11 protein-coding genes are annotated in these 23,400 nt (G+C 57.0%); 8 read left to right on the forward strand and 3 right to left on the reverse strand.

Translation table 11 applies throughout. The features are described from left to right. Positions 1 to 69: 69 nt before the first annotated feature. Complete coding sequence (locus JL015_RS21170; RefSeq protein ID WP_201019815.1) at positions 70 to 4,926, reverse strand: NAD-glutamate dehydrogenase; 4,857 nt, start codon at positions 4,924 to 4,926, stop codon at positions 70 to 72. Positions 4,927 to 5,380: 454 nt separating this feature from the next. Between JL015_RS21170 and JL015_RS21175 the strand changes: the two genes are divergently transcribed. Next, positions 5,381 to 5,737: a hypothetical protein gene (locus JL015_RS21175; protein WP_201019816.1), complete on the forward strand. Its 357-nt coding sequence runs from the start codon at positions 5,381 to 5,383 to the stop codon at positions 5,735 to 5,737. On the opposite strand, the gene JL015_RS21180 is transcribed toward JL015_RS21175, so the two are convergent. Together JL015_RS21180 and JL015_RS21185 are read right to left on the reverse strand one after the other, a co-directional pair. Continuing rightward, positions 5,730 to 10,298, reverse strand: coding sequence for a Tc toxin subunit A-related protein (locus JL015_RS21180; RefSeq protein WP_201019817.1), 4,569 nt, complete (start codon positions 10,296 to 10,298; stop codon positions 5,730 to 5,732). The genes JL015_RS21175 and JL015_RS21180 overlap by 8 nt on opposite strands. Positions 10,299 to 10,318: 20 nt before the next feature. Next, positions 10,319 to 15,424 (reverse strand): Tc toxin subunit A, encoded by a 5,106-nt coding sequence (locus JL015_RS21185; RefSeq protein ID WP_201019818.1) that lies wholly within the window; start codon positions 15,422 to 15,424, stop codon positions 10,319 to 10,321. A 58-nt stretch (positions 15,425 to 15,482) separates the two neighbouring features. Here JL015_RS21185 and JL015_RS21190 point away from each other — a divergent pair, with 58 nt between their 5' ends. The 7 genes from JL015_RS21190 to JL015_RS21220 all read left to right on the forward strand — a co-directional run bounded on the left by JL015_RS21190 (position 15,483) and on the right by JL015_RS21220 (position 23,387). Next, positions 15,483 to 16,229 (forward strand): amidohydrolase family protein, encoded by a 747-nt coding sequence (locus JL015_RS21190; protein WP_201019819.1) that lies wholly within the window; start codon positions 15,483 to 15,485, stop codon positions 16,227 to 16,229. A 349-nt stretch (positions 16,230 to 16,578) separates the two neighbouring features. Next, positions 16,579 to 17,538 (forward strand): AAA family ATPase, encoded by a 960-nt coding sequence (locus tag JL015_RS21195; RefSeq protein WP_025259182.1) that lies wholly within the window; start codon positions 16,579 to 16,581, stop codon positions 17,536 to 17,538. 4 nt (positions 17,539 to 17,542) lie between these two features. Continuing rightward, entirely contained in the window at positions 17,543 to 18,487 is a 945-nt protein-coding gene (locus tag JL015_RS21200; protein WP_201004397.1) for a DUF58 domain-containing protein, read from the forward strand. Beyond that, a complete protein-coding gene (locus JL015_RS21205; protein ID WP_201004399.1) occupies positions 18,484 to 18,978 on the forward strand; it encodes a DUF4381 domain-containing protein in 495 nt (164 codons plus the stop codon). The genes JL015_RS21200 and JL015_RS21205 overlap by 4 nt, the downstream gene beginning before the upstream one ends. Next, a complete protein-coding gene (locus JL015_RS21210; RefSeq protein WP_201019820.1) occupies positions 18,971 to 20,029 on the forward strand; it encodes a vWA domain-containing protein in 1,059 nt (352 codons plus the stop codon). The genes JL015_RS21205 and JL015_RS21210 overlap by 8 nt, the downstream gene beginning before the upstream one ends. Next, entirely contained in the window at positions 20,026 to 21,741 is a 1,716-nt protein-coding gene (locus tag JL015_RS21215; RefSeq protein WP_201019821.1) for a VWA domain-containing protein, read from the forward strand. The genes JL015_RS21210 and JL015_RS21215 overlap by 4 nt, the downstream gene beginning before the upstream one ends. After that, positions 21,738 to 23,387: a BatD family protein gene (locus JL015_RS21220; RefSeq protein ID WP_201019822.1), complete on the forward strand. Its 1,650-nt coding sequence runs from the start codon at positions 21,738 to 21,740 to the stop codon at positions 23,385 to 23,387. The genes JL015_RS21215 and JL015_RS21220 overlap by 4 nt, the downstream gene beginning before the upstream one ends. Positions 23,388 to 23,400: the final 13 nt, after the last annotated feature.

Genomic DNA, 23,400 nt, shown 5'->3' on the forward strand with positions numbered 1-23,400 from the left:
TGCGCCCTGAAAACAAAAAGCCCCGCATCGCGACGATGCAGAGCTTTTCGTTACAACCGGGCTAGACCATCAGACCGCGACGGCTTGCCCACTCATTGCCAGGTCCAGCAACTCGCGGTTGGCAACTGCATACATGGCGTAGTCAGTGCCGCTGGCCGCACGCAGCTCGACCAGCATGGCACGCCAGCGCTCGACCATCGGTGCGTGTTGCTCCAGCCACAAGGCCAGACGCTCTTCCAGATCGGCAGGGCCTTCCGGAATTTGTAGCACGGAGATGGTGATCGCACGTTGTTGCCAGTCGATATCGTCACGGAACGCTTCACGGGCCAGCGCCTGCCAGTTGTTTTCCACCGGCAGATTGCTGATCTGTTGCAGATACCAGGTCACGTCCAGCGCGCTACCCACAGCGAAATACACCTTGGCCACATCGGCAGCGTTATGCCCGGTGACGTCGGAAGCCTCGATGATCGGCAGCAGGGTGTACAGGTGGCTGGTGCCTGCAACCATGCGGGCCAGCAACTCGGGCACGCCGGCTTCGACATAAGCTTCGTAGCGAGCCTGCCAGACCTCACGGGTCGGTCCTTCCAGCAACTCATCGAGCTTGAGGCCCAATGCCGCCAGATGCGGACCGAAGTGAGCAACGTCACGACCGGCGTCCAGTTCGTTGCGACGGCTGCGCAGGAACCAGCGTGTGGCACGACGGCCCAGACGCATCAGCTCATCCATCAGCGACAACTGGATTTCAGCAGGAACCTTGTAATCCAGCGCCTCGATCTGACGGAACCAGTGCGGCAGGTGGAAGATGTCACGTACGGTCACGTAGGCAGCCGCCACGTTGGCCGCGCTCATGCCAGTGGACTCCTTGAGCCGCTGCACAAAGGTGATGCCCATGTGGTTGACCAGATCATTGGCGATCTGGGTGCTGACGATTTCGCGCTTGAGGCGGTGAGCACGCATGGCGGTCGAGAACTTGGCGCTCAGCGACGGCGGGAACGCCGTCTCCATGTCGCGGGTCAGGTAATCGTCATCCGGAACACGGGACTCCAGCAAGGCTTCCTTGAGGTCGATCTTGCTGTAGGAGATCAATACCGACAGCTCGGCACGGCTCAAGCCCTGACCGGCGGCAACGCGCTCGGCGATCTGGTCTTCGGCCGGCAGGAACTCGATGGCGCGATCCAGCTTGCCGCGAACTTCGAGGTCATTCATCAAGCGCTTGTATTCAGCGATACGGTCGTAGGCGCGACGTGCCGCCAGCGACAGAGCCTGGGTCTGCTTGTAGTTGTTGCCAAGCACCAGGTTGCCGACTTCGTCGGTCATGCTTTCGAGCAACTGGTTACGTTGCTTCTCGGTCATGTCACCGGCCTGCACCACTTCGTTGAGCAGGATCTTGATGTTCACTTCGTGGTCGGAGCAGTCCACACCACCGGCGTTATCGATGAAGTCGGTGTTGGTCGCGCCGCCATTGAGGCCGAACTCGACACGGCCCAGTTGGGTCATGCCCAGGTTGCCGCCCTCGCCCACGACCTTGCAGCGCAACTCGTTGCCATCGACGCGCAGTGCATCGTTGGCCTTGTCGCCCACATCGGCATGGGATTCTTCGCTGGACTTGACGTAAGTACCGATACCGCCGTTCCACAACAGATCCACCGGAGCCTTGAGCAGCGCGTGCAGCAGCTCGGTCGGGGTCAGCTTGTCGGCCTTGATGTCGAAGCGCGCTTTCATCTGCTCGGTGATCGCGATGCTCTTCGCGCTGCGCGGGAAGATACCGCCGCCAGCGGACATGATGCTGGTGTCGTAGTCGGTCCAGGCCGAACGCGGCAGGTTGAACAGGCGCTGACGCTCAACGAAGCTGGTGGCAGGATCCGGGTTTGGATCGATGAAGATATGCAGGTGGTTGAAGGCTGCGACCAGTTGCAGCTTGTCGGACATCAGCAAGCCATTGCCGAACACGTCACCGGCCATGTCGCCGATACCGATCACGCTGATGCTGTCCTGCTGGACATTGATGTCGCGCTCACGGAAGTGACGCTGCACACCCACCCACGCGCCCTTGGCGGTGATGCCCATCTTCTTGTGGTCATAACCGGCCGAACCACCGGAAGCAAAGGCATCGCCCAGCCAGAAGCCGTAGTCGATGGCAATGCCGTTGGCGATATCGGAGAAAGTCGCAGTGCCTTTGTCGGCTGCCACGACCAGGTACGGGTCGTCGTCATCGTGACGAACCACGTTGGCAGGCGGCACCAGCACGCCTTCCTTGAGGTTGTCGGTGATATCCAGCAGACCCGAGATGAAGATGCGGTAGCACGCGATGCCTTCAGCCTGGATGTCATCGCGGCTGCCACCCAGCGGCAGGCGACGAGGCAGGAAACCGCCTTTGGCACCGACCGGCACGATGACCGAGTTCTTCACCTGCTGGGCTTTTACCAGCCCCAGCACTTCGGTACGGAAGTCTTCTTCGCGATCCGACCAGCGCAGGCCGCCACGGGCCACATTGCCGAAACGCAAGTGAACGCCCTCGACGCGCGGCGAGTAGACGAAGATCTCGAACTTCGGCACCGGCTTGGGCAGCTCAGGGATCAGGCGCGGGTTGAACTTGAAGCTGAAGTAGCTCTTGTTCTGGCCGTTGGCGTCGGTCTGGTAGAAGTTGGTCCGCAGAGTCGCTTTGATCAGGTCAAGGTAGCGACGCAGGATGCGGTCTTCGTTGAGCACCTGAACGTTGTCCAGCGCCGTGAGAATCGCCTGCTCCAGACGCAGTTGCTTGTCGTCAAGATCGTCGGAACCCAGCTTGCGTGCCAGATAGAAACGGGTCTTGAACAGGCGCGTCAGTTCACGGGCAATGTCGGTGTGGTTGTTCAGGGTACTGGCGATATAACCCAGATCGAAGCCCAGGCGAATCTGCTTCAGGTAACGGGCATAAGCACGCAGCAGCGCCACGTCGCGCCATGGCAGGCCGGCGGTCAGCACCAGACGGTTGAAGGCATCGTTTTCGGCATCGCCGCTCACGATATGGACGAAAGCATCCTGCAACGTATCGTTGAGCTGCTGGATGTCGAGGTTCAGGCCTTCACCATAGGTAAAGGCAAAGTCGTGAATCCAGAACTCACGGCCATTGGCGTGTTGCAGGCGGTACGGGAACTCGCCCAGCACGCGCAGGCCGAGGTTTTCCAGAATCGGCAGCACATCCGAGAGCGCCAGCGGCGTGTCGGCGTGGTACAGCTTGCAATGCAGTTGCTGACGACCACCGGCCAGCGGCTGATAGAAGCTCATGACCAACGGGTTGGTTTCGCTCAGGCTCAGGACATGCTGCATGTCCACGACAGCAGAGTGCGCAGCGAAACGCTCGCGGTAGCCTGCCGGGAAGCCTTTGGGGAAGTCGGCCAGCACATTGGTGCCATGGGCTTCGCCGAAGCTCTCGACCACCAGGCTCGAATAATCGTCTTTCCACGAACGGCAGGCCTGGATGACTTCGTTTTCCAGTTGTACCGGGTCGATATCCAGATTGACCTTCGGGTCCACGCGCAGGATCAACTGCACACGGGCCAGGACCGATTCGGAGAAGAAGGTCCAGAACTCGCAGTCGCTGGCCTTCAGGCGCTCCATCAAGACCTGCTGGATCTTCTGGCGCACTTCGGTGGAATACACGTCGCGTGGCACGTAGGCCAGGCAGTAGCAGAAACGGCCATACGGGTCTTTGCGCAGGAACACGCGAATCTTGTTGCGCTCCTGGATCTGCACGATGGACATCACGGTGCTGAACAGTTCGTCCACCGGCGTCTGGAACAGATCGTCGCGTGGCAGCACTTCAACGACCTGCGCCAGTTCCTTGCCCAGGTGAGCCTTGGCATCGAAGCCGGAACGACGCTCGATTTCAGCGACCTTGCGACGGATGTACGGGATCTGACGCACGCTCTCGCCATACACCGACGAGGTGTACAGGCCCATGAAGCGGCATTCCTTGATGACCTTGCCCGATGCATCGATCTGACGGATCGAAACGTAATCAGGGTAAGCCGGACGGTGTACACGGCTTGGGTGCGCGGCCTTGGCGAACGACAGCAGTGTCGGCTCGCGCAGGTAATTCACCGCATAACCTTCGATATGCAGGTCTTCGCTGGAAAGCCCCGGGCGCAGCAGCTTGGCCAGACCCAGCAGAGACGACTCGTCGTAGATCAGTTGACCGCCATCGCCTTCACCGCGAACTTCAAATTCTTCATAACCCAGGAAGGTGAAGTGGTTATCCACCAACCATTGCAGGAAGACCTTGATCTCGGCCTTCTCTTGCTCATCAACGTTGTATTCGTTGGTGTCGATGCTTGCCAGCAACTCGTGCAGGCGCGCTTTCATCGGCTCGAAATCTTCTACCGCAGCACGGACTTCACCCAGCACCTGCTCCAGCTCACGCGCCAGCACACTCAGTTCGTTGGCATTGGCGCAGCGGTCGATCTCCAGATACATCAGCGACTCTTGCAGCACACCCTCGCCTGTCGTGCCCTTGGGCAGCAACTCAAGCAACTCGCCCGCAGCACCGCGACGCACGCTCAAGACGGTGGTTTGCAGGGTATGGATGCTGTAACCGCGACGGTTCAGTTCGGTACGAACCGAGTCGACCAGAAACGGCAGGTCATGATGCAGCACTTCAACGGCGCTGTGAGTCGACTGCCAGCCATGACGCTCGTAATCAGGGTTATAGACCCGCACCTGAGGCTTGCCATGCTCGAAACGCTCCAGCAGGCGCCAGGCGGACAAGGTGCAGCCTGCCAGGTCGGAAAGGCGACGCTGGGTCAGTTCATCCAGGGAAATGATGCCGAAGAATTGCTCAGCGAACAGCGCTACTTGTGGCAATGCCTGTTCGTTGATGTGCTGAGCCAGTGCCGATTTCAGTTGGTGCTGGAAATCGGACTTGCTGGCTGCGGTGAAGAACGCCATCTGTGGTACTCCGCTTTGCTTTTATAAGGAGGAAGCTTGATGGAAGTGTCTCGTACCAGACTGCACCGGGATGTAACGGGCAGAGGCACAGCATGGCAGAGTGTAAAGCTAAAGAAATAACGCTTGCCGCGAACGAGTCGTCACATTCCATTTCACAAATGAGATCGACACGGAACGGAGTGGCTCTTTGACCACTCATCTGATCGCAGCTTAACGAGAGCAGGCTGGCGGATACTTACAGGGCTGCGACATATTCGGACATCCGCGAACAGGTGCCGTCACATAAACCCTGCATGGCAAATCTGTGGGACCGAATTCATTCGGGAAGGCATTATTTCTTCAGATAAAGATGCGGCGGGTGTACAGGTCCTGCCCGGTAATGCCCGGGTGAATTACCCAGCAAATTTTTTCCGGGGCTGGCACACTCGTCCGCTAGCCCAGCCAGGACCTCGACATGCAAATCAAGACCGCCCTTTTACTCGCCAATCCTTGCGACGACGAGAACGACGACATGGCGCTGCTTTGCTGCCATGACGAAAAGAACGAGCTGTTTTCCCTGGCGCGTTTTCCGGATGAAGACGAAGTCGAAATCACCGTCTGCGATGACACGGTGTACGTCACCGCCCTGAAGGTTTCCTTGAATGCCACGCATCTGGTGGTAGAGATTTCAGCCGAGGATGCAGAAGCCCTGGGTGGCGATACCCGATACGAGATTCTGCATGACACTTCGGCTGATGATTTGGGCGAGGTGCGTGAAACCCTGCAGATACTTCTCAAGGATGTCGGCACGCTCGAAAGCAGTTTCAACTGACACGTCTGGGAGATTCGCCCTCTTCCACAGCCTTTACCAACGCTTCCACTGCCGCGTTGAATACCTTGCCACCGTCCACCGCAAGGTATTTCACGTGGAGGATGATATCGGTCAGCGAACCCAGAATTGCCTTTTGCCGCTCAGACTCATGACGTGGAAAAGTCAGGGTCCAGCGGGAAACCGCCCCCGTCCCCTCGAACGGAAAGTAACGCTCGTCACCAAAATCCAGCATGAACATGCCATGGTCATCCACGCCGGTGGAAATACCGATCTGCTGATTGGCTCTGGGGTTGAATACGATATGCGTCGGATCGACCTCATCATCCGAATCCGGCGGCAACTCGCCCGCCTCTTTGTAGAGATAATTCACGCCGCGAATATCAGGAGTCAACAACACGCTGCTCGTCTGCTGAGTCAATAGCACGCGAATATCTTCATAAGGCCCGAGCACGGCGGGGATGGATACAGACAGGCGCACGATCTGACGCAAATAATGGCCTGGATAATCCTTGTCGAATAACGAGGAGTCAAAATCGAAAGCAATTTCTCCTGTGGTTTCCAGTTGGGCAATGACTGCTTCCCAGCCCGTTGCACGAGGTTCAGGCTCACGAGTATTTGCGCCGGGGTCGTAGTTCTTGAGCAGGGCTTTCAGGGAGATCGTCTTGGTGAGTTCAAGCCGCCGCTCGTGCCGGGAGAGGAACGCCGACTCCATCTGTAACAACCCCAGTTTCAGCATCTCGCCTGCTGTCAGCCCGTAACGGTTATCGGCCCAGGCGTTGACAGGAATGAATCGTGTATCGCGATCACCGATTTCGTACTGCCAACAGGCCTCGGTCCCCAGGCACATCGACAGCACCACATCGTAAGCCTGGAAATACAGAGTCGCCATCTGGCCGATCAGCCATTGATACAACGCTGGCCCCGTGGCACGATTTTTCAGGAAGGTGTAGTAGGTCTGAGCCTGCTCCTGAGCCTTGGTCGCTTGTGCAAGGCTGGTCTTGGCGGCCTCGACGGCAATGTCCTGAACCTCGATCTGCAGGTCAATCGCCTCCAGATCCTGTTCGGCCTGACGGGCCAGGAACTGCCACTCGATGCGACGGCGGCGGTATTGTTCGCTGATCAGCGCCTGTTCGGCATCTCTGGATTTTCCCAACGCCTCACTCTGTAGATACGTTGCAACAGAAAAGCCAAATCCGGCCGGGCGCATACCACCGTTCGAGGTGCCAAAGATGGATGGAACCAAAGCATCAATTACATGGGAGATAGCCGTATCGATCAAGGCACTTTCATCTTTGTCTTTGGCATCACCCTGCAAACTCATTGCACGTTTCTCGGCCTGGCTGACATCCTCCTGCTCCAGTTGCTGGTAATAGACTTTACGCGATTCAATGGCAGCACGACTCCCCGTCAACGCATCTCGGGATTTGACTGCATGCTCGATCATCTGCGTCTGCAGAGTCTCGGTGAAGGCCGACAGCTCCAGCACATGAGATTGTTGCAACTCCTCCTGATCGGCACGATCACGCAACTCCATATAGTTACGCAATTGATCTCCATAGCGGATCAGCGTTTCGACTGCATTCTGTACCCTCGGCAACATGGCCCGGAAACGGTATGGAGGAATGATCGCCAGCGAACCCAGACGTCGCTGGCCACTGCCGCCGCCCGCGGCCTGTGCTCGCAGCAGATCGGTCGGATTTGCCGCTGGTGCGTAGAGCGACAAAGAAAGGGGCTTGCCATCCAGGCTCAGGTTATGACGCAGGTTATAAAGCCTCAAGGCCAGGCGGTCCCAGAGATCAAGCAGTCTGGTGTTGACCGGCAGACGAAACCACGGCGCATCCAGCAAGTGCAACCAGAGCTGTCCCTCAGAATGGCTCGGGATATCACTTTCCAGCCCCTCAAGCCCCGAAGCTTCAAAGTCCGCGAACAATGACTTATCACTGGCGGCAGCATCCTTAAGCATCATGGGAGTCCAGCGGCTGATGCTGCGGCCTTTGGAGAGAGGCCCAAGCAATGAAGCCGCCCGAACATACAGAAGCTGCGCCTGATTGAGCGTATCGCGAGTCAACTGCCGGTACAGCATGTCGCCATGGGCAATCAGATTATTCAGATAAAAGACGAAAATGGTCTTGCGGTAATGGGATGGCGCGCCATAGGCGATTGCATCGGGATCGCCCAGCCCGCCCCACTCGTAGGCCGGGTCATTTTCAAAGGTCAGCGGCCGGCTGGTCCAATATGGGTGTTCTGCAACAGGTGGCGGATACAGGGGCGCAATGCGTTCCAAGGGATTGAACAGGTAATGCAGCCAGCTTTCCGTCCCCAGATAATCGAACTCGGTATGTAACCGGTGGGCAACCAGATGCGGGACATGAAAGAACAGTTCCCAGAAATAACGGCCATTGGCACCTTTGAAATCCAGTGGCACTGAGGTGCTACCAGGAGCCGGTGGCTCCTGGGTATGCTGAACTTCCCAACTCAATACACTTTTCAGAGAGAGCTCAGCTTTTTTTACTAGCTCTCTGGCGAAGGTGGTATTCATTCGTACATAACGCAAAGAGGTTAACTTGAGCGCCTCCAGATCAAGGAATTGTCCTCCCGCAGGCGTAGTGACAATAAGAGGTACCGGCGTCGGCTTTACGGTTCTTGTAATATGAAACTCGTTATAACCATAACCGGAACCTTTGGGCAGCGCTCCGAAATGAAGGACTTTTACCGTTTCAATACCGGGCCAGGAAATGGATTCTACTGGTGTCTTGGCTGCACCATTAAGCACAAGCTGACTCGAAACGGCCGGAGAGGTATCCCAGATATCAAAACCTTGAGTCACCGTAACCATCGTTTCACCATAATGATTGGAGTTACTGTCCAGAAGCCCCGGCTCCCCCTGGAAATCCAGCGCGAATCCGGCTCCCGCTTTAACCTCTTCAGTTGTCGGTGTTGGGAAATCTTCAGGATTAATGGATAAATCAAAATTGGCCCGATAAACAGAAACCCAAGGATCATCAGTAGATATCAATTCAAAATCTTCAGTACCAAAGCTCTTGATGACTTCCTCATTCCAATTCAAGTCGCCGCGTACAGTTGGTAAAAAAAAGCTGGGAATGGAAATTGTAATTTCAAGCTGAAATCCTTTATGAGTACCCTCTACAACAAACCTACACTCAGATAGATCTACTCGCCTTGCTCCATAAACACAAATATAGAACTCGCTACGCCGATAGCGCTTTGCAGAGCAGATACCCTGCGTCTCCAACACACATCCGTCTCCCGAACTGCGAAGTTCCGCCTTAAGTTCAAGCGATTGATTGATACCTCCTGGTGGCATGTCATTATCTCCACTCGTACTCCAGATAACGCCATCCAACATCCACTCACTATTACCGTCAGCGTATTTCCCGCTCAAGGGATATTGCGCACGCGCCGGGTTCCCGCCCAGCAGGGTGACAGCAATTCCATACAGCTGTATCTCTTCAGCCTGACTCAATACAATCCTGTTAAAAAGCTTATCGAACACCCGCACAAAACGCTCAGGATCAGCCGTCACTTCTGCCGTACTGGCATCCGTTCTATATTGAAAGCAAATAATCAAACGAGGCTCACCTGCAAAACGAACATCCATGGCAGCCACAAGAGTAAAACGCCCTGCCAAGGGACTCCCGTCATGACGACTATCCAGACTCTGCTTTTCGGTCAACCCTTCGTAAATCACCGTTGCGGACGACCACTTGTCAGAGATGTGCTTATAGGACATCTTGGCCCGATAATAATATTTACCGGTTTTTGCACCCAGGTCATCGGTTTCTGCCTGTCCAAGCTCCACCCAGATAAAATGTAACCGGCCATCCACTACGACCGGGCGTACATGCTGCACCTTCGCATCGCACGCTATATCAATCCTTTTCCACTCTGTCCACGCCGATGGCAATATCTGAGTGCTGTTTTCCTGTAAATCAATTTTTGCCATACGCCAGTAATAAGCAAAGGGTTCAACATTCTGACGCCCGACAAAATAATAGTCGGCCCGTCGAAAATCTTCACCGTCTACATAACAGGCAACAACCTGTAGATTACTGATGAGCTCAAAGCTGTCCAGATAGTTTTTCAGAGCCGAACTTACATTATCTTCATTGATGCGGCTTTGCCCCAGCTCCGACTCAAACACCTCGAACTGACTGGTCTTGTTCAGGCGAAGTGTCGGATCAATATAGTTTTCCGGGTAGTCCTCAATCATCTGGTAACCTGCCCAGACGCTGTATTCACTCATGCCTTCACGCCAGAGCCGTAAACGCTCGTCATCAAAACCACGCGCATACCCTGGCTCCATGCCGTTGTAGATGGCATTGATATATTGCTGAATGCTGGCAATACCTTGCGCAACCCGGCTGGTTTCAACCTCACCACTGACCTGGTTATCGATCAACAGGTATTCGTATAAATCATCAGGCGTGGTCAACCCCAAGGGAGCGGAGGTTGCATCCGAAGGAACAAGCTGACCGAGGTAATAACCAACCAAAGCGTCACGGCGTTGTTCTTCGAGTTCGGGAATTATATGGCTGATCATAATAATGACCCTAGTAAAGTTTAGCCGAGGAGGCGGACTACAACCTCCCCCGAAACAACAGAGATATAACCATTCAAGCCAGTGGAATAACTGGATACCAACACATCACCTACGGCCACCCCCTCAACATCAGGAGGTCTTATATACGCCATGATAATGTTCCCCATATCTACAACAGGCACAGAAGCCCTCCAATCTTTACCCTTAATAGAAAAATCAATCATGATACTCACATCAAGTGGCGAGGTCATTATTCCTGCATCACGACCAGCCAAGTTGCTATTACTCCCCCAATCCGCGTAATATATATCGCAGTCTTCTTTAAAGCTAAATACATTCGCAGCCTCCATCCTCCAGAGCCATCCAATCTTGTAAGACTTTACAAACGTCTTTGGCAAGCGCCCACTCAGAGTCACTGCAATCTCCCCGTAGGTAGCACTGTGCGAACAATGAACCGGAAATCTGATTCCCTCCAACGAGGACACCTTGGTTTCTTCAAGCCCCACAATAGTATAGTTAAACGGTTGATAGACATGGCTCATCCTAAACTCAACACCTTCAAGAGCATTCCCGCTTTGATCAACAACTTTCACAAGCAGACTATGTGAATATCCTTTCGCCAGAAGATCAGGATTTTTCGGATCATGCGTCCCGTCCACTACCACCTCAAACTCACACGGAGGCAATGCAGAAACTGGAAACTCAACTGACTCATCAGTGCCGCCGACAACCGCTTTTACCACATGTTTTCCCGTTGTAAATTTTGAACTAAAATTTGCAACACCATTACTATCAGTGTAAGTGGTAGCAATCAACCCTTCATCAATAAACCACTCGACAGGAAAACGCCGAACAACCTGCCCGCCCGCTTTCAGCCATACAGAAAATACAAGAGGGTCCGCACTCCCGACAAGAAACTCGACATCACTTGCTTCGTATTTATCAATGACGGCCGCTGGATAAATTACCGTTTGCTCACTGTGCTTGTCTTTGGTTGGGGCACCCACACTAGAAGTCACCACAACCTTACCCTCTTTATCAGTAATGAATCGTGCAATAGCAATACCGTTATCATCGGTTTTACTGGTTGCATCTAACACCCCACCCACATCATCACTCCAAGTCACTTCCGCACCCATAACGGGCGTACCATCCAGTTCTACAAGACTGCAACGTACCTCAGCTTCAACACCGACCACTACCGTATTGCTGAAGCGCACATATTGAAAATAAGGAATACTCACAAACTCGACAGGAACAAATTCCCACTCACGGCCATTTTTATAGTGTGCAATCGCTATGGACTCACCCGCAGGCCGGCTCCGCAACTCAGCTCTGGCAATACCTTGATCATCGGTATAGGTTTGAAAGCGTTTAAACTCCCCGAGGGTCGCGCCCCATTCAACAGCACGATCAATTCCCTTATTTTCATAGTCATCGACCATCGTGACAGAGAAATAAATACCCTCAATTTTATTGGCCAGAGCCGTCGAAGGCTCGTATTCCCCCTCTATGAAGTGTAAGGAATCTTCATCGCAGCCAATGACCACAACCGGGGCCATCAACTGCTCGCCAAGTCCGTAATGGGCGACAACATGCACCATCCCCATCACGTTACCGCTACGCAGAGTGTTCGAGGCTTGTCCATATTCGTCCGTGATACTGCTTACCTGATCAAGACTGCCCAGATCCGTCGTCCAACTGACCGTCACATTGTCCAAAGGCTCATCCATGAAATCACGCAAGGTGATGGTGTAGGTTGCGAGTTCTCCCCCACGCTGGGCCACCAGGTAATCTGGAGTCACGGTAATCACACTGGAATGGCTTTGCCCCACTTCACCAACAGCACTTGCGGGCACGGCCTCGGTCAAGCAGCTCAGTGCCAGCTCCGCCGCCTTGCGATAGAGTTCGGTCGAGGTTGTCGGAGTCAGTTCATGCAGAGCCAACAAGGCATTTGCGTCCAGTCCCGTATGCCGACTGAGCAAGGACTCGCGCGCCAATACATCAAACTCACGGAGGGTAAAAATGACGCCTGTATCGGGGTTCAACTGGTGGGCAACTGCAAGGACATCACGTACCCCCCAACGCAGAAAGCCGGCCAGTTTGCTGGCAGCGCTGTCACGTATCAGACGCTTGTCGCCCTCCGTTGCGCCTTCCCAAAGGGTGTTGATCAACCGAAAATAGTCGAGCAACGTGTCTTCGTCCTGCTCACTGAGGCGTAGTGCGTTGGCGTACTGGGTAAGGAAGTAAACGGATTGCAGAGACAGTTCGGTATCCGGTAGACCAAACCATTCGGGATGCTCGACATATTGAATGATCAGCGCCGGGCTCAGCGTCAGATGCCCACAGAGCACAGCACGTTTTGACAGAGCATCCAGAACCAGTAAAACCTCGTCCCCAATGGCAACATTTGCTGTCGTGCTGAAACCGTAGACACGCAGCACTTCAGCCAGCAATTGATAGCGGTTGCCCTCACTCCAGAACAACAGGGCCTTGGCCTGGTCTGCGGATGCACCCAAATAACCCGCGAGGCCTTCCATCAGCAAGGCTTCCTGTGCGCCCCTGGCGCGCATGATCATATTGGTAATTTTTGGATGTAACTCCTCGACTGGCAGACCTAGCGTCTCCAGAACATGTTTCACATCACTGCTGAGAGCGTGCTCGAATACCTCTTCGCTCTCTCCCTTCAAATACTTCACCAACCCTTTGGCAGCCGGGTTCGTCGTCCCGGCATCGACAAAACCGCTCAACTCTGCAAACCAGTCGATCGGTTCGCTGAGATAAGCCTGTATGCCATTGTCATCGACTTGCAGGATCAGTGACGAGTCAGGCGCTCCGACCTGGGCAAAACTGCTTTCGGTGATAAGCGCAGACGTCAGCCGTGAGTGGATTTGTTGCAGCAGATTGTGCTCGGCATCGGTTGCTACGGGCTGTGTTACGGCAGGCAATACCAGACGGCACAATTGCGCGACGGTCCATTTGTTTGCCTGTAGCCACGCTGCACAGTCCACCAGAGCATGGATGACACTCAAAGTGTCGGTATTGGCCGAAGCGTAATAAGTGGCAATCTGTGTAATACCGGCCAGTTTCGAGGTCAACTGACTGCCGCCATCGTCCAGTAGTTCAAGGAGCGCCAGCGTTTCAATCGTAGTGAGCCCAAGATAGCGTGGCAGCCTGACCAGCCGATAAAAGGCAGATACCACCTCCCGCGTCCAGTGCAAAGACTCACCCGCCCAGGACTGCTCGACAACCTTGGCAACGAACCGGTACATCTCATAGGTCAACCCCAGTGCCGCACACAAGTGGTCGACTTTCTGCCGTTCGGTTTCGCTCTTCGGCGTTATCGTGAAGGGCGAACCGTCCAGAACAAGCGGTATGGAAAACATGGCCTGACGATTGAATATCCGGTCGAACTGCGACGGCGTCTTGCCACGAGCGTGTACCGCCATACCGTAAAGCAGCGCTGCAAAATCTTCTGCCGGGACGTCATATAGAGTGCGCACTACCTGGAACAAGCCAAGCGCACGCAGCGTGTCCTGCGTAATGAGATTTGGGGAAGATGCCGTACGTCGCCGAACCACATTGGCTGCACGCTGCTCCGCTTGCTGGGAAGCTGTGAGCAGTTGATCCACATCCTCGAACGGCAATTGCAGCCAGCGCGCCAGACGAATCATGCGATTCATCCGATCAAAGCGCTCGACCGGGCAATTGATCAAGCGATGGACGGGTACTCCCTGCTCCTCAGTCGACTTGATGGCGATTCCAGGGCTTTGCCCGGCGTTTATATAAACCGAGCCGTAAGCTGAACCGTCAACCGTTGCGCCTGGATCAGTGACGTTGGCTGATAGCGAGGGTGCGTAAGGTCCCACCGACAGTAATGAATCGAGCTGGTCAGTGCTCAGCCCGGTTCTCAGGCAGAACGTCTGAGTATCAGTTAATGCCAGTATGTCATCGGTGCCGAAGTGGTCCTTGAAAAAATCTGATATTGCCGGAAGCGCGCTTTCAAGCTTTCCATTTCTGGGGTTGATACGTCGCTGGTTGATCTCCCTGCCTTGATCATCAGGCGCAAGCGCGACCATATGCGGCGCTTCAACCAATATCCCCTGCTGCACAGGCCCCAGACCGCTGTCCTGTATCAGCGCGATATCGGACAGCAGCGAATGTACACCCGGCTCCTTGAAGTACGGATAAGCCGGATCCGCGGCCCGAATCGGATCGCCGGGCAGACGCTCCCTGCGATTGAGCACGTAGTTGATTTGCTGCTGGTAACGTTCGTATGGCAATGCAAACGGATAACGTGTTTCCAACATGACATCATCCACCGACTTGTCTTGCAGGCTGATGCCATCGAGATAACTGCGAATCGACTTTTCAAGAATTTCATTGGCCAATACCAGAGTCGGCTCAATGCGATTGAGTGCGTTATGATCCAGCATCAACGAAGCCAGATCAGGTCGTCGAGTTGCCAGGGTAATGATTCGTTCCTGATCGCCTGTCTTTTCGATGGTCTCCACTTCCCGGTACAGATCTGCCAGATAGGCAATTGGCGAAGTAGTAGCTTCGATTGCGTCAGGAGGACAATGGCTGGCCCAGTCAGGGTTGAACATGTCGGTATAAGTAGGTGTGTCTACCAGACTGGAGATCCCGTTTTCGTAACGTAACGCTCGCCGCACCGAAGCCGTCAGTCGCCTTTCCCGAAACTGCCGGGCAACCATTGCAGTCATGGAAACAGATGCGGCATGCAAACTACGCGCAGTCGATATATGCAGCAAAGGGTCAGATTCGAGCAGTTGCGCAGTGGTGCCTTTGGCAATGCTGAACACCGAGGGGAATCGATCACTGATAGCCGCTTGTGGCGTTTGAGGCTGAGCAAATCTTTTCAACAGAATCGCCAGAGCAGAATCTGCCTGGGCGACTTTTCCAGCTTCCTTCTTCATGATGGCAACACACCGAGTCATTTCGTCCATGAAATGGCCACTGCTAAAGACCGCTAATGAAAAAGTGAAGCAGACCCTGCCCTCCTCGACGCCCTCTAATAGACAGGCGGCAAAGGTATTCAACAATGGGAGATAAACGGGCGGCAGAGCTGAACTGCAGATAACTTTTGAAAATGTCGGTACATACATCAGCGAATTCGAGCAACGCAAAGGAGTAAGGTGAGGGCTTCGCTATCTGGAGCCTGTCATGCAGCCTATCTTCGATGCCCACTGCCATATCATCGATCCGCACTTCCCGCTCAAGGCCAACAACGGCTACTTGCCCGACCCTTTCGGCGTCGCCGACTACCGGGCAGCCACGTCTGCGCTGGGTGTCGCGGGCGGGGCAGTGGTTTCCGGGTCGTTTCAGGCTTTCGACCAGGGCTATCTGCTTGAGGCCCTGCGTCGGCTCGGGCCAGACTTCGTCGGCGTAACCCAATTGCCCGCCAGCGTCACCGATGCCGAGCTTGAAACCCTCAATGGCTTCGGCGTGCGAGCTCTGCGCTTCAACCTCAAGCGCGGTGGCTCGGAGCAACTGGATCAACTCGAATCACTGGCCAGACGTGTGCATCGGCAACTGGGCTGGCATTCGGAGCTTTATATCGACTCCCGGGAACTGGCCGAAATCGAAACCCGTCTGCTGCAATTACCCGCCATCAGCATCGATCATCTGGGCCTGAGCCGGGAAGGTCTGCCCACCGTGTTGCGTCTTGCAGAGCGGGGTATACGGGTAAAGGCGTGTGGCTTCGGGCGTGTGGACTTTCCGGTGGAGCAAGCGCTCAAGGACATTTACTCGGCCAACCCCCATGCCTTGATGTTCGGCACCGACCTGCCCTCGACCCGCGCACCACGCCCTTTCCAGGCGAGCGATATCGAACTGGTCATGGAGTCACTGGGCGAAAAGGCTGCACACAAGGTTCTATGGGAGAACGCCGCAGACTTCTATCGGCTATAAAACGTCGCCCGAACGACACAGGGTAGATAGCGTCTTCTGACACTCATATTGCGATTGAGTGAGCAGGCAATCCGTGGGAGGGGCCTTGGCCGCGACAGCATGTTGAAGGCTCTGAAAATGCGGTGACTGGAAGCTGGTCGTCGCGGCCAAGGACCCTCCCAGTTCACACACCTACACGCATCTTTGACAAAACATGTGGGACGATTCCCAAATAAACGCCACCTACTTCCTGAAAGTGTATAAAAAACCCTGTAGCGGTTAGTCGATCCCTATCGGGATGGATTAAAGTATCGCCCCCAGCTTCGGTGTCGTGTGACACCGCTGATTACCTTGCCAGGAACACTCATCGATGGAACATCGTGAAGCGCTGATTGCGCTGCGAACATTTCTTTCAACGCAGATCCTCGGCCAGGAAAAGCTGATCGAACGCTTGCTGATCGCCTTGCTTGCCGACGGCCACATGCTGGTCGAAGGCGCTCCGGGTCTGGCCAAGACCAAGGCCATCAAGGAGCTGGCCGAAGGCGTCGAAGCGCAGTTCCACCGAATTCAGTTCACTCCGGACCTCCTGCCGGCCGATATCACCGGCACCGAGATCTACCGTCCGGAAACCGGCAGCTTCGTCTTCCAGCAAGGGCCGATCTTCCACAATCTGGTACTGGCCGACGAAATCAACCGTGCTCCGGCCAAGGTGCAATCGGCCCTGCTCGAAGCCATGGCCGAACGTCAGGTCAGCGTCGGGCGCAGTACCTATGACCTGTCACCGCTGTTTCTGGTCATGGCCACGCAGAACCCCATCGAACAGGAAGGCACCTATCCGCTGCCCGAAGCGCAGCTGGACCGCTTCCTGATGCACGTCAAGATCGGTTTCCCGGACGCGGCCGTAGAGCGCAAGATCCTGCAACAGGCCCGCGGTGAAGCACTCAACGGTGAAACCAAGCCCGAGCGCCGGATCAGCCAGCAGGCAATCTTTGCTGCCCGCAAGGAAATTCTCGGCCTGTACATGGCCGACGCAGTAGAGGAATACCTGGTGCAACTGGTCATGGCCACCCGCACTCCGGCCAAGTTCGATCAGGAACTGGCCGAATGGATCGGCTATGGTGCCAGCCCCCGTGGCTCCATTTCCCTGGACCGCTGCGCCCGTGCGCACGCATGGCTGGCCGGACGCGACTTCGTCAGCCCCGAAGACATTCAGGCAGTGCTGTTCGACGTGCTGCGCCATCGCATCATTCTGTCGTTTGAAGCCGAGGCTGCCGGTATTGATCAGGACCGCGTAATCCAGCGGATCCTCGACGTCGTCGCCGTTGCCTGAAGCCATGCAACCCTACCTGATCTCACAGCCGGGCATTCGTGTCAGCCTCAGCGAGCTGATCGAGATGCGCCATCGCGTGCGGGAAGTGCAACTGTTCTCAACGCCAAGCAGGCGCAGCCCCCTGATCGGCCTGCACCACTCCAAATTGCGCGGGCGTGGCGTGGACTTCGATCAGGTGCGGGTCTATCAGGCCGGCGACGATGTGCGCAGCATCGACTGGCGGGTCACGGCCCGGACCCAGGAGCCGCATACCAAACTGTTTCATGAAGAACGCGAACGCCCGATCTTCATCATGGTGGAACAAAGCCGTCGTCTGTTCTTTGGTTCAGGGCTGATGTTCAAGTCGGTGCTGGCGGCTCAGGCTGCCGCACTGATCGGCTGGGCCGCACTGGAACATAACGACCGGATCGGCGGGCTGGTGTTCGGCGACAACGAGCATTACGAAATCAAGCCCCGGCGCAGCAAGCAATGCCTGTTGCAGCTCTTGAATCGACTGGTGCGGGTCAATCAGTCGCTGCATACCGAAATTGCCGCCGACCGCGACGCATTCGGCATTGCCCTGCGTCGGGCACGCGAAGTGCTGCGCCCTGGCAGTCTGGTCATTGTGCTGTGTGACGAGCGCGCCCTGTCGGAGGCGGCAGAACAGCAGTTGAGCCTGCTATCACGGCATTGCGACCTGCTGTTGCTGCCCATTTCCGATCCTCTGGACCGGGCACTGCCTGCTGCCGGCCTGCTGCGTTTTGCCGAACGCGGTGCCCAGCTGGAACTCGACACTCTGGACCCCGAACTGCGCAAGGCCTATCGCGCGCAAGGCCAGGCTCGCTCCGACCGTTGGGAACTGCTGGCGAAAAAGCTGCGGGTATTGCTCATGCCCCTGAGCACCCAAACCGCCATGGTCGAGCAATTGCGTGACTATCTGGATGCCCGGCGTCCGGTAAAAAACAAATGAATCCTCTGGATCAGCTACAACCACTGATCACCCCTGCTCCCGTGGGCTTCTGGCCGCCGGCACCGGGCTGGTGGTTGCTGATGCTGCTGATACCTGCCGTGGCCTGGGGTTTCTGGCGGCTGCGCGTGCTGCTGCCGGTCAAATCCAGCAACCGTCGCAGCGAGCAACCTCTGGACCCGGTCCGCCTTGCGGCGCTGGCCGAGCTGGCCAGCCTGCCCAAGCCCTACGACGGCGCACCGGCCGGTGCCTGGCTGCAACAGATCAATGGCCTGCTCAAGCGCGTGTGCCGCAATCACTATCCGCACAGCCAGAGCCATACCCTCAACGGTCGAAAATGGCTGGCTTTCCTCGATAACCGCTGCCCCGCCGCGGGCCTGACCCGCTGGATGATTCTGGTCGAAGGCGCTTATAAACCCGAATGCAAACTCGACGACAAGGCCATTACCGGCCTGACACAGTCGGTCGAAACCTGGATTCGCAAACATGTTTGAATTCGCCTGGCCCTGGGTCTTCGCCCTGCTGCCATTGCCCTGGCTGATGCGGTTTTTGCTGCCAATTGCAGACAGCGGTGAAGCGGCGCTCAAAGTCAGCTTTCTCAACGAACTTGAAGAGTTGAGCGGACGCCGGGCCAAGGCCAATCTGCCTGCATGGCGGCAACGCTTGCCACTGCTGCTGATCTGGCTTCTGCTGCTGATCGCTGCGGCGCGCCCGCAATGGCTGGGCGAACCGCTGCCGATTGCCGCCAGCGGCCGGGATCTGCTGGTGGCCGTGGATGTGTCCGGCTCCATGGACTACCCCGACATGCAGTGGAAAGGCGAAGACGTCAGCCGGCTGGTTCTGGTCCAGCACCTGCTGGGCGACTTTCTTGAAAGCCGCCAGGGTGATCGCGTCGGCCTGATCCTGTTTGGCAGTCAGGCATTTCTGCAAGCGCCCCTCACCTTCGACCGCCGCACCGTCCGCATCTGGCTCGATGAGGCCCGGATCGGCATCGCCGGAAAGAACACAGCCATCGGTGACGCCATCGGCCTGGCGCTCAAACGCTTGCGCCTGCGTCCGGCCAACAGCCGGGTGCTGGTGCTGGTGACCGACGGCGCCAACAACGGCGGGCAGATCGATCCGGTGACCGCTGCACGGCTGGCCGCTGAGGAAGGAGTGAAAATCTACCCCATCGGCATCGGCTCCGACCCCGACAGCAGCGGTGTGCAAAGCATGCTCGGCCTCAATCCCAGCCTGGATCTGGATGAGCCCACCCTCAAGGAAATCGCAACCCTCAGCGGCGGCCAGTACTTCCGCGCACGTGACGGCGATGAGCTGAGAAAGATCCGCCTCACCCTCGATTCACTGGAGCCCGTTGCCCAGCAGCCCACCCAGGCTCGTCCGGCCATGGCGCTGTATCAATGGCCGCTGGCGGCGGCACTGGTGGCGAGTGTGTTGCTGGTTCTGCTCGATCTGTGGGCCAACAACGCCCTGCAACGCCTGCTCAACCAGCAACGTCTGGTGCGCCTGCGTAAACGTCTGGAACGTATCCGGAGGCCACGATGATCGCGCTCTGGCCTCACTGGCTGCGACCCTGGTGGCTGCTGATCCTGCCACTGCTGGGCTTGTTGATCTGGCACCTCTGGCACCGGCAGAAACGCGCCGGACGCTGGCAGATGATCATGCCCGTGGCGTTCCATTCCGTGCTGCTCAGCGGCGGACGCGGCCGTAACAACAAATTGCCGTGGGTCATTCTGGGACTCTGCTGGGCCCTGGCCGTACTGGCCTTGCTCGGTCCCGGCTGGCAGCGTGTCGAACAGATCAGCCAGAAACCGGTCGATCCGCTGGTGGTGTTGCTGGAGCTGACACCACAAATGCTCGCCACCGACAGCCCACCGACACGTCTGGAACAGGCCAAACGCAAACTGCTCGACCTGTTGCAGGCGCGCAGCGACTCACAGACCGCAATCATCGTTTATGCCGGCAGCGCCCACACGCTGGTGCCGCTGTCCGACGATCAGGTGACCAGTCATAACCTGCTGGATGCCATCAAGCCATCGATCATGCCCCAGGCCGGTCAACGCGCCGATCTGGCCGTCAAGAAAGCACTCGACCTGCTCAAGCAAGGCGCACTGGGTCAGGGCCGGATTCTGTTGCTCGGCTCCTCGCTGAACGAACAGGAACGCCAGGGCATCGAGCAGCTTCTCAAAGGACAATCACCGCCCTTGCTGATCCTGGGCATCGGCACCGCCGAAGGTGCTCCGGTAACACTGGAAAACGGCAGCCTGCTCAAGGACGCCCAGGGCGCGATTCTGGTACCGCGTCTGGACAGCGCCAGCCTCAACGATTTCGCCAACAACCTTGGCGGCAGCTATCGTCAAGCCAGAATGGACGACGAAGACCTGCGCAGCCTGGGCCTGTTTGCCGGTCCGCAGAACCTGCGCAGCGACGGGCAGGTCCTGCGCCTGGATACCTGGGCCGATCAGGGTTACTGGTTCCTGTTGCCACTGCTGTTGCTGGCAGCCTGTGCCGGGCGACGGGGCTGGCTGTTCTGTCTGCCGCTGCTGTTCATGCTGCCGCAGAACAGTCAGGCATTCGAGTTTCAGGACCTTTGGCTGCGCCCGGATCAACAGGGCCAGCGTTTGCTGGAGCAACGCCGCCCGGCCGAAGCCGCGCAGCACTTTGAAAACCCGCAATGGAAAGGCATGGCCTTCTATGAAGCAGGCGATTACGCCACGGCGGCACAACGCTTCGCCGAGGGCAACACGGCTGCCGATCATTACAATCGCGGCAATGCCCTGGCCCATAGCGGGGAACTGGAAGCCGCACTGGACGCTTACGAACAGGCTCTGGAGCGTCAACCGGACTTCCCGGCAGCACAATTCAACAAGGCCTTGATCCAGCGCCTGCTGGATCAGGCCAACAGTCCAACCCCGTCAGAAACAGGGCAGGACAAGAGCGAGCAAGGCGAAGACGGCCAAGAGGCTCCACATCAACAGACAAGCAGCACACCTGAAGCGGACCAGAACACCCCTCAATCCGAGGAGGAAAACAGTACCGACAATCAGCCGCCTGAATCGGCAGGAAACGACAAGTCAGGCTCGACGCTGGACGACGAACAAACCACTCGTCCACCGATCCAGCCGGCCGAGAGCCAGATCACTGTCGAACGACGCCAGGCACTGGATCAATGGCTGAGGCAGATCCCGGACGATCCCGGCGAGCTGCTGCGGCGCAAATTTCGCTACGAACAGCAACATCAGGAAAAGACCCGATGAGTCGTGTTTACACCCTTTTGACCGGCCTGATTCTGGGGCTGGTCGTCTTGTCGTCACAGGCAGCGGAACTGATCGCCAAGGTCGATCGCACGCGCCTCAATTCCGGCGAGACCGTGGAGCTGACTCTGGAAACCACCGATGTCACGCTGTTCGGCAAGCCCGACCTGAGCCCTCTGGATGACAGTTTCGATGTGCGCGGCACCCGCCAGATCAACCGGCTGACCACACTGGATGGCGGCAACCAGGCCACGACACGCTGGATCATTACCCTGTTGCCCAGACAGTCCGGCATTGTGGTAATCCCTTCGCTGCAACTGGGTGAAATGAAAAGCCAGCCGGTCAGCCTGCAAGTCATGCAGAGCGACACCCGGGAGCAAGGCAGCAAACTGGCGCCGATCTTCATTGAGGCAAGTCTGGATCAGGACAGCGTCTACGTTCAGGCCCAGGCGGTACTGACGCTGCGCATCTATCACTCGGTATCGCTGTTCGACGACAGCAGCCTGAGCGCCTTGCAGATCGCCGAGGCGCGGGTCGACAAGCTCGGCGACTCGCGCACCTATGAAAAACTGATCAATGGCGTACGCCATGGCGTGATCGAAACGCGCTATGCGATCTATCCCCAACAGAGCGGCACGCTTCAGGTTCCGGCGCTGGTCTTCAGTGCAACGCTGGTACAGACCGGCCTCCAGAACCAGGAAGCCAGCCCGTTCGGTCCGCAGCCGGGCAAGCTGATGCGGGTCAGCTCTGCCAGGATTCCCCTGAACGTCAAACCCAAGCCTGCCGACTACCCGGCCGATGTGCCCTGGCTGCCAGCCCGCAGTGTGACCCTCGAAGAAAACTGGAACCCCGAACCGGGCAACAGTCAGGTCGGCGACTCCCTGACCCGCACCATCATTCTCAAGGCCGAAGGCCTGTCCGGCTCGCAACTGCCGCCGCTGCCTGCCACGCAAGTCGCGGGCCTGAGGCATTACCCGGATCAACCGCAACTGGGTAATCTGGTCAGTGAACGCGGCCTGATCGGCACTCGCGAAGAACGTGAAGCCCTGGTGCCCAATCGTCCCGGCGCCATCGACCTGCCTACCGTGGACGTGACCTGGTGGAACACCCGCGAAGATCACCTGGAGCACAGCAGCCTCCCTGCACGCACCCTGCAGATCAACAACAATCCGGGGCTGGCGGTGGACACTCCGGTCAATAACGAACAAGGTGGCCTGACGGTCCTCGGGCCGCCGGTCTGGCCGTGGCAACTGAGTACCGTGCTGTTCGCCCTGACCACCCTGCTGAGCCTGATTCTCTGGTGGCGGGCACGTGGCCAGCCAGCGGTGACCCGTTCGGTGCAGACCGGCCCAAGTCCGCGCACCGTACTGGACGATCTCAAGCGTGCATGTGCCGCCAACGATCCCCATGCAACCCGTCAGGCACTGGATGCCTGGGCACGCCAGCAGCCTGAAACCCTGGCCGACATGGCCGCCCGCTTCGTACCGTTGTCCGATGCGCTGGATGGCTTGAACGGCGCGCTGTACAGCGAAACCGGCAAGTTCTGGATGGGCGAAGACCTGTGGCGCGCCATCCGCACCCTGCCCGCAGCCGAGCGGATACAGGACCCCACAGGCGATGCAGGGTTGCCGCCGCTTTATCCGAAATGAGATCTTCGCGAAT

It is taken from the genome of Pseudomonas cichorii, from assembly GCF_015471405.1.
Taxonomy (GTDB): Bacteria; Pseudomonadota; Gammaproteobacteria; order Pseudomonadales; family Pseudomonadaceae; genus Aquipseudomonas; species Aquipseudomonas serbiensis.

Excerpts from the sequence above, each read along its gene's own strand:
- JL015_RS21195 (WP_025259182.1), top strand. The coding sequence starts at position 16,579 with ATGGAACATCGTGAAGCGCTGATTGCGCTGCGAACATTTCTTTCAACG.
- JL015_RS21175 (WP_201019816.1), top strand. The coding sequence starts at position 5,381 with ATGCAAATCAAGACCGCCCTTTTACTCGCCAATCCTTGCGACGACGAG.
- JL015_RS21180 (WP_201019817.1), bottom strand. The coding sequence starts at position 10,298 with ATGATCAGCCATATAATTCCCGAACTCGAAGAACAACGCCGTGACGCT.
- JL015_RS21200 (WP_201004397.1), top strand. The coding sequence starts at position 17,543 with ATGCAACCCTACCTGATCTCACAGCCGGGCATTCGTGTCAGCCTCAGC.
- JL015_RS21185 (WP_201019818.1), bottom strand. The coding sequence starts at position 15,424 with ATGTATGTACCGACATTTTCAAAAGTTATCTGCAGTTCAGCTCTGCCG.
- JL015_RS21220 (WP_201019822.1), top strand. The coding sequence starts at position 21,738 with ATGAGTCGTGTTTACACCCTTTTGACCGGCCTGATTCTGGGGCTGGTC.
- JL015_RS21215 (WP_201019821.1), top strand. The coding sequence starts at position 20,026 with ATGATCGCGCTCTGGCCTCACTGGCTGCGACCCTGGTGGCTGCTGATC.
- JL015_RS21190 (WP_201019819.1), top strand. The coding sequence starts at position 15,483 with ATGCAGCCTATCTTCGATGCCCACTGCCATATCATCGATCCGCACTTC.
- JL015_RS21170 (WP_201019815.1), bottom strand. The coding sequence starts at position 4,926 with ATGGCGTTCTTCACCGCAGCCAGCAAGTCCGATTTCCAGCACCAACTG.
- JL015_RS21210 (WP_201019820.1), top strand. The coding sequence starts at position 18,971 with ATGTTTGAATTCGCCTGGCCCTGGGTCTTCGCCCTGCTGCCATTGCCC.
- JL015_RS21205 (WP_201004399.1), top strand. The coding sequence starts at position 18,484 with ATGAATCCTCTGGATCAGCTACAACCACTGATCACCCCTGCTCCCGTG.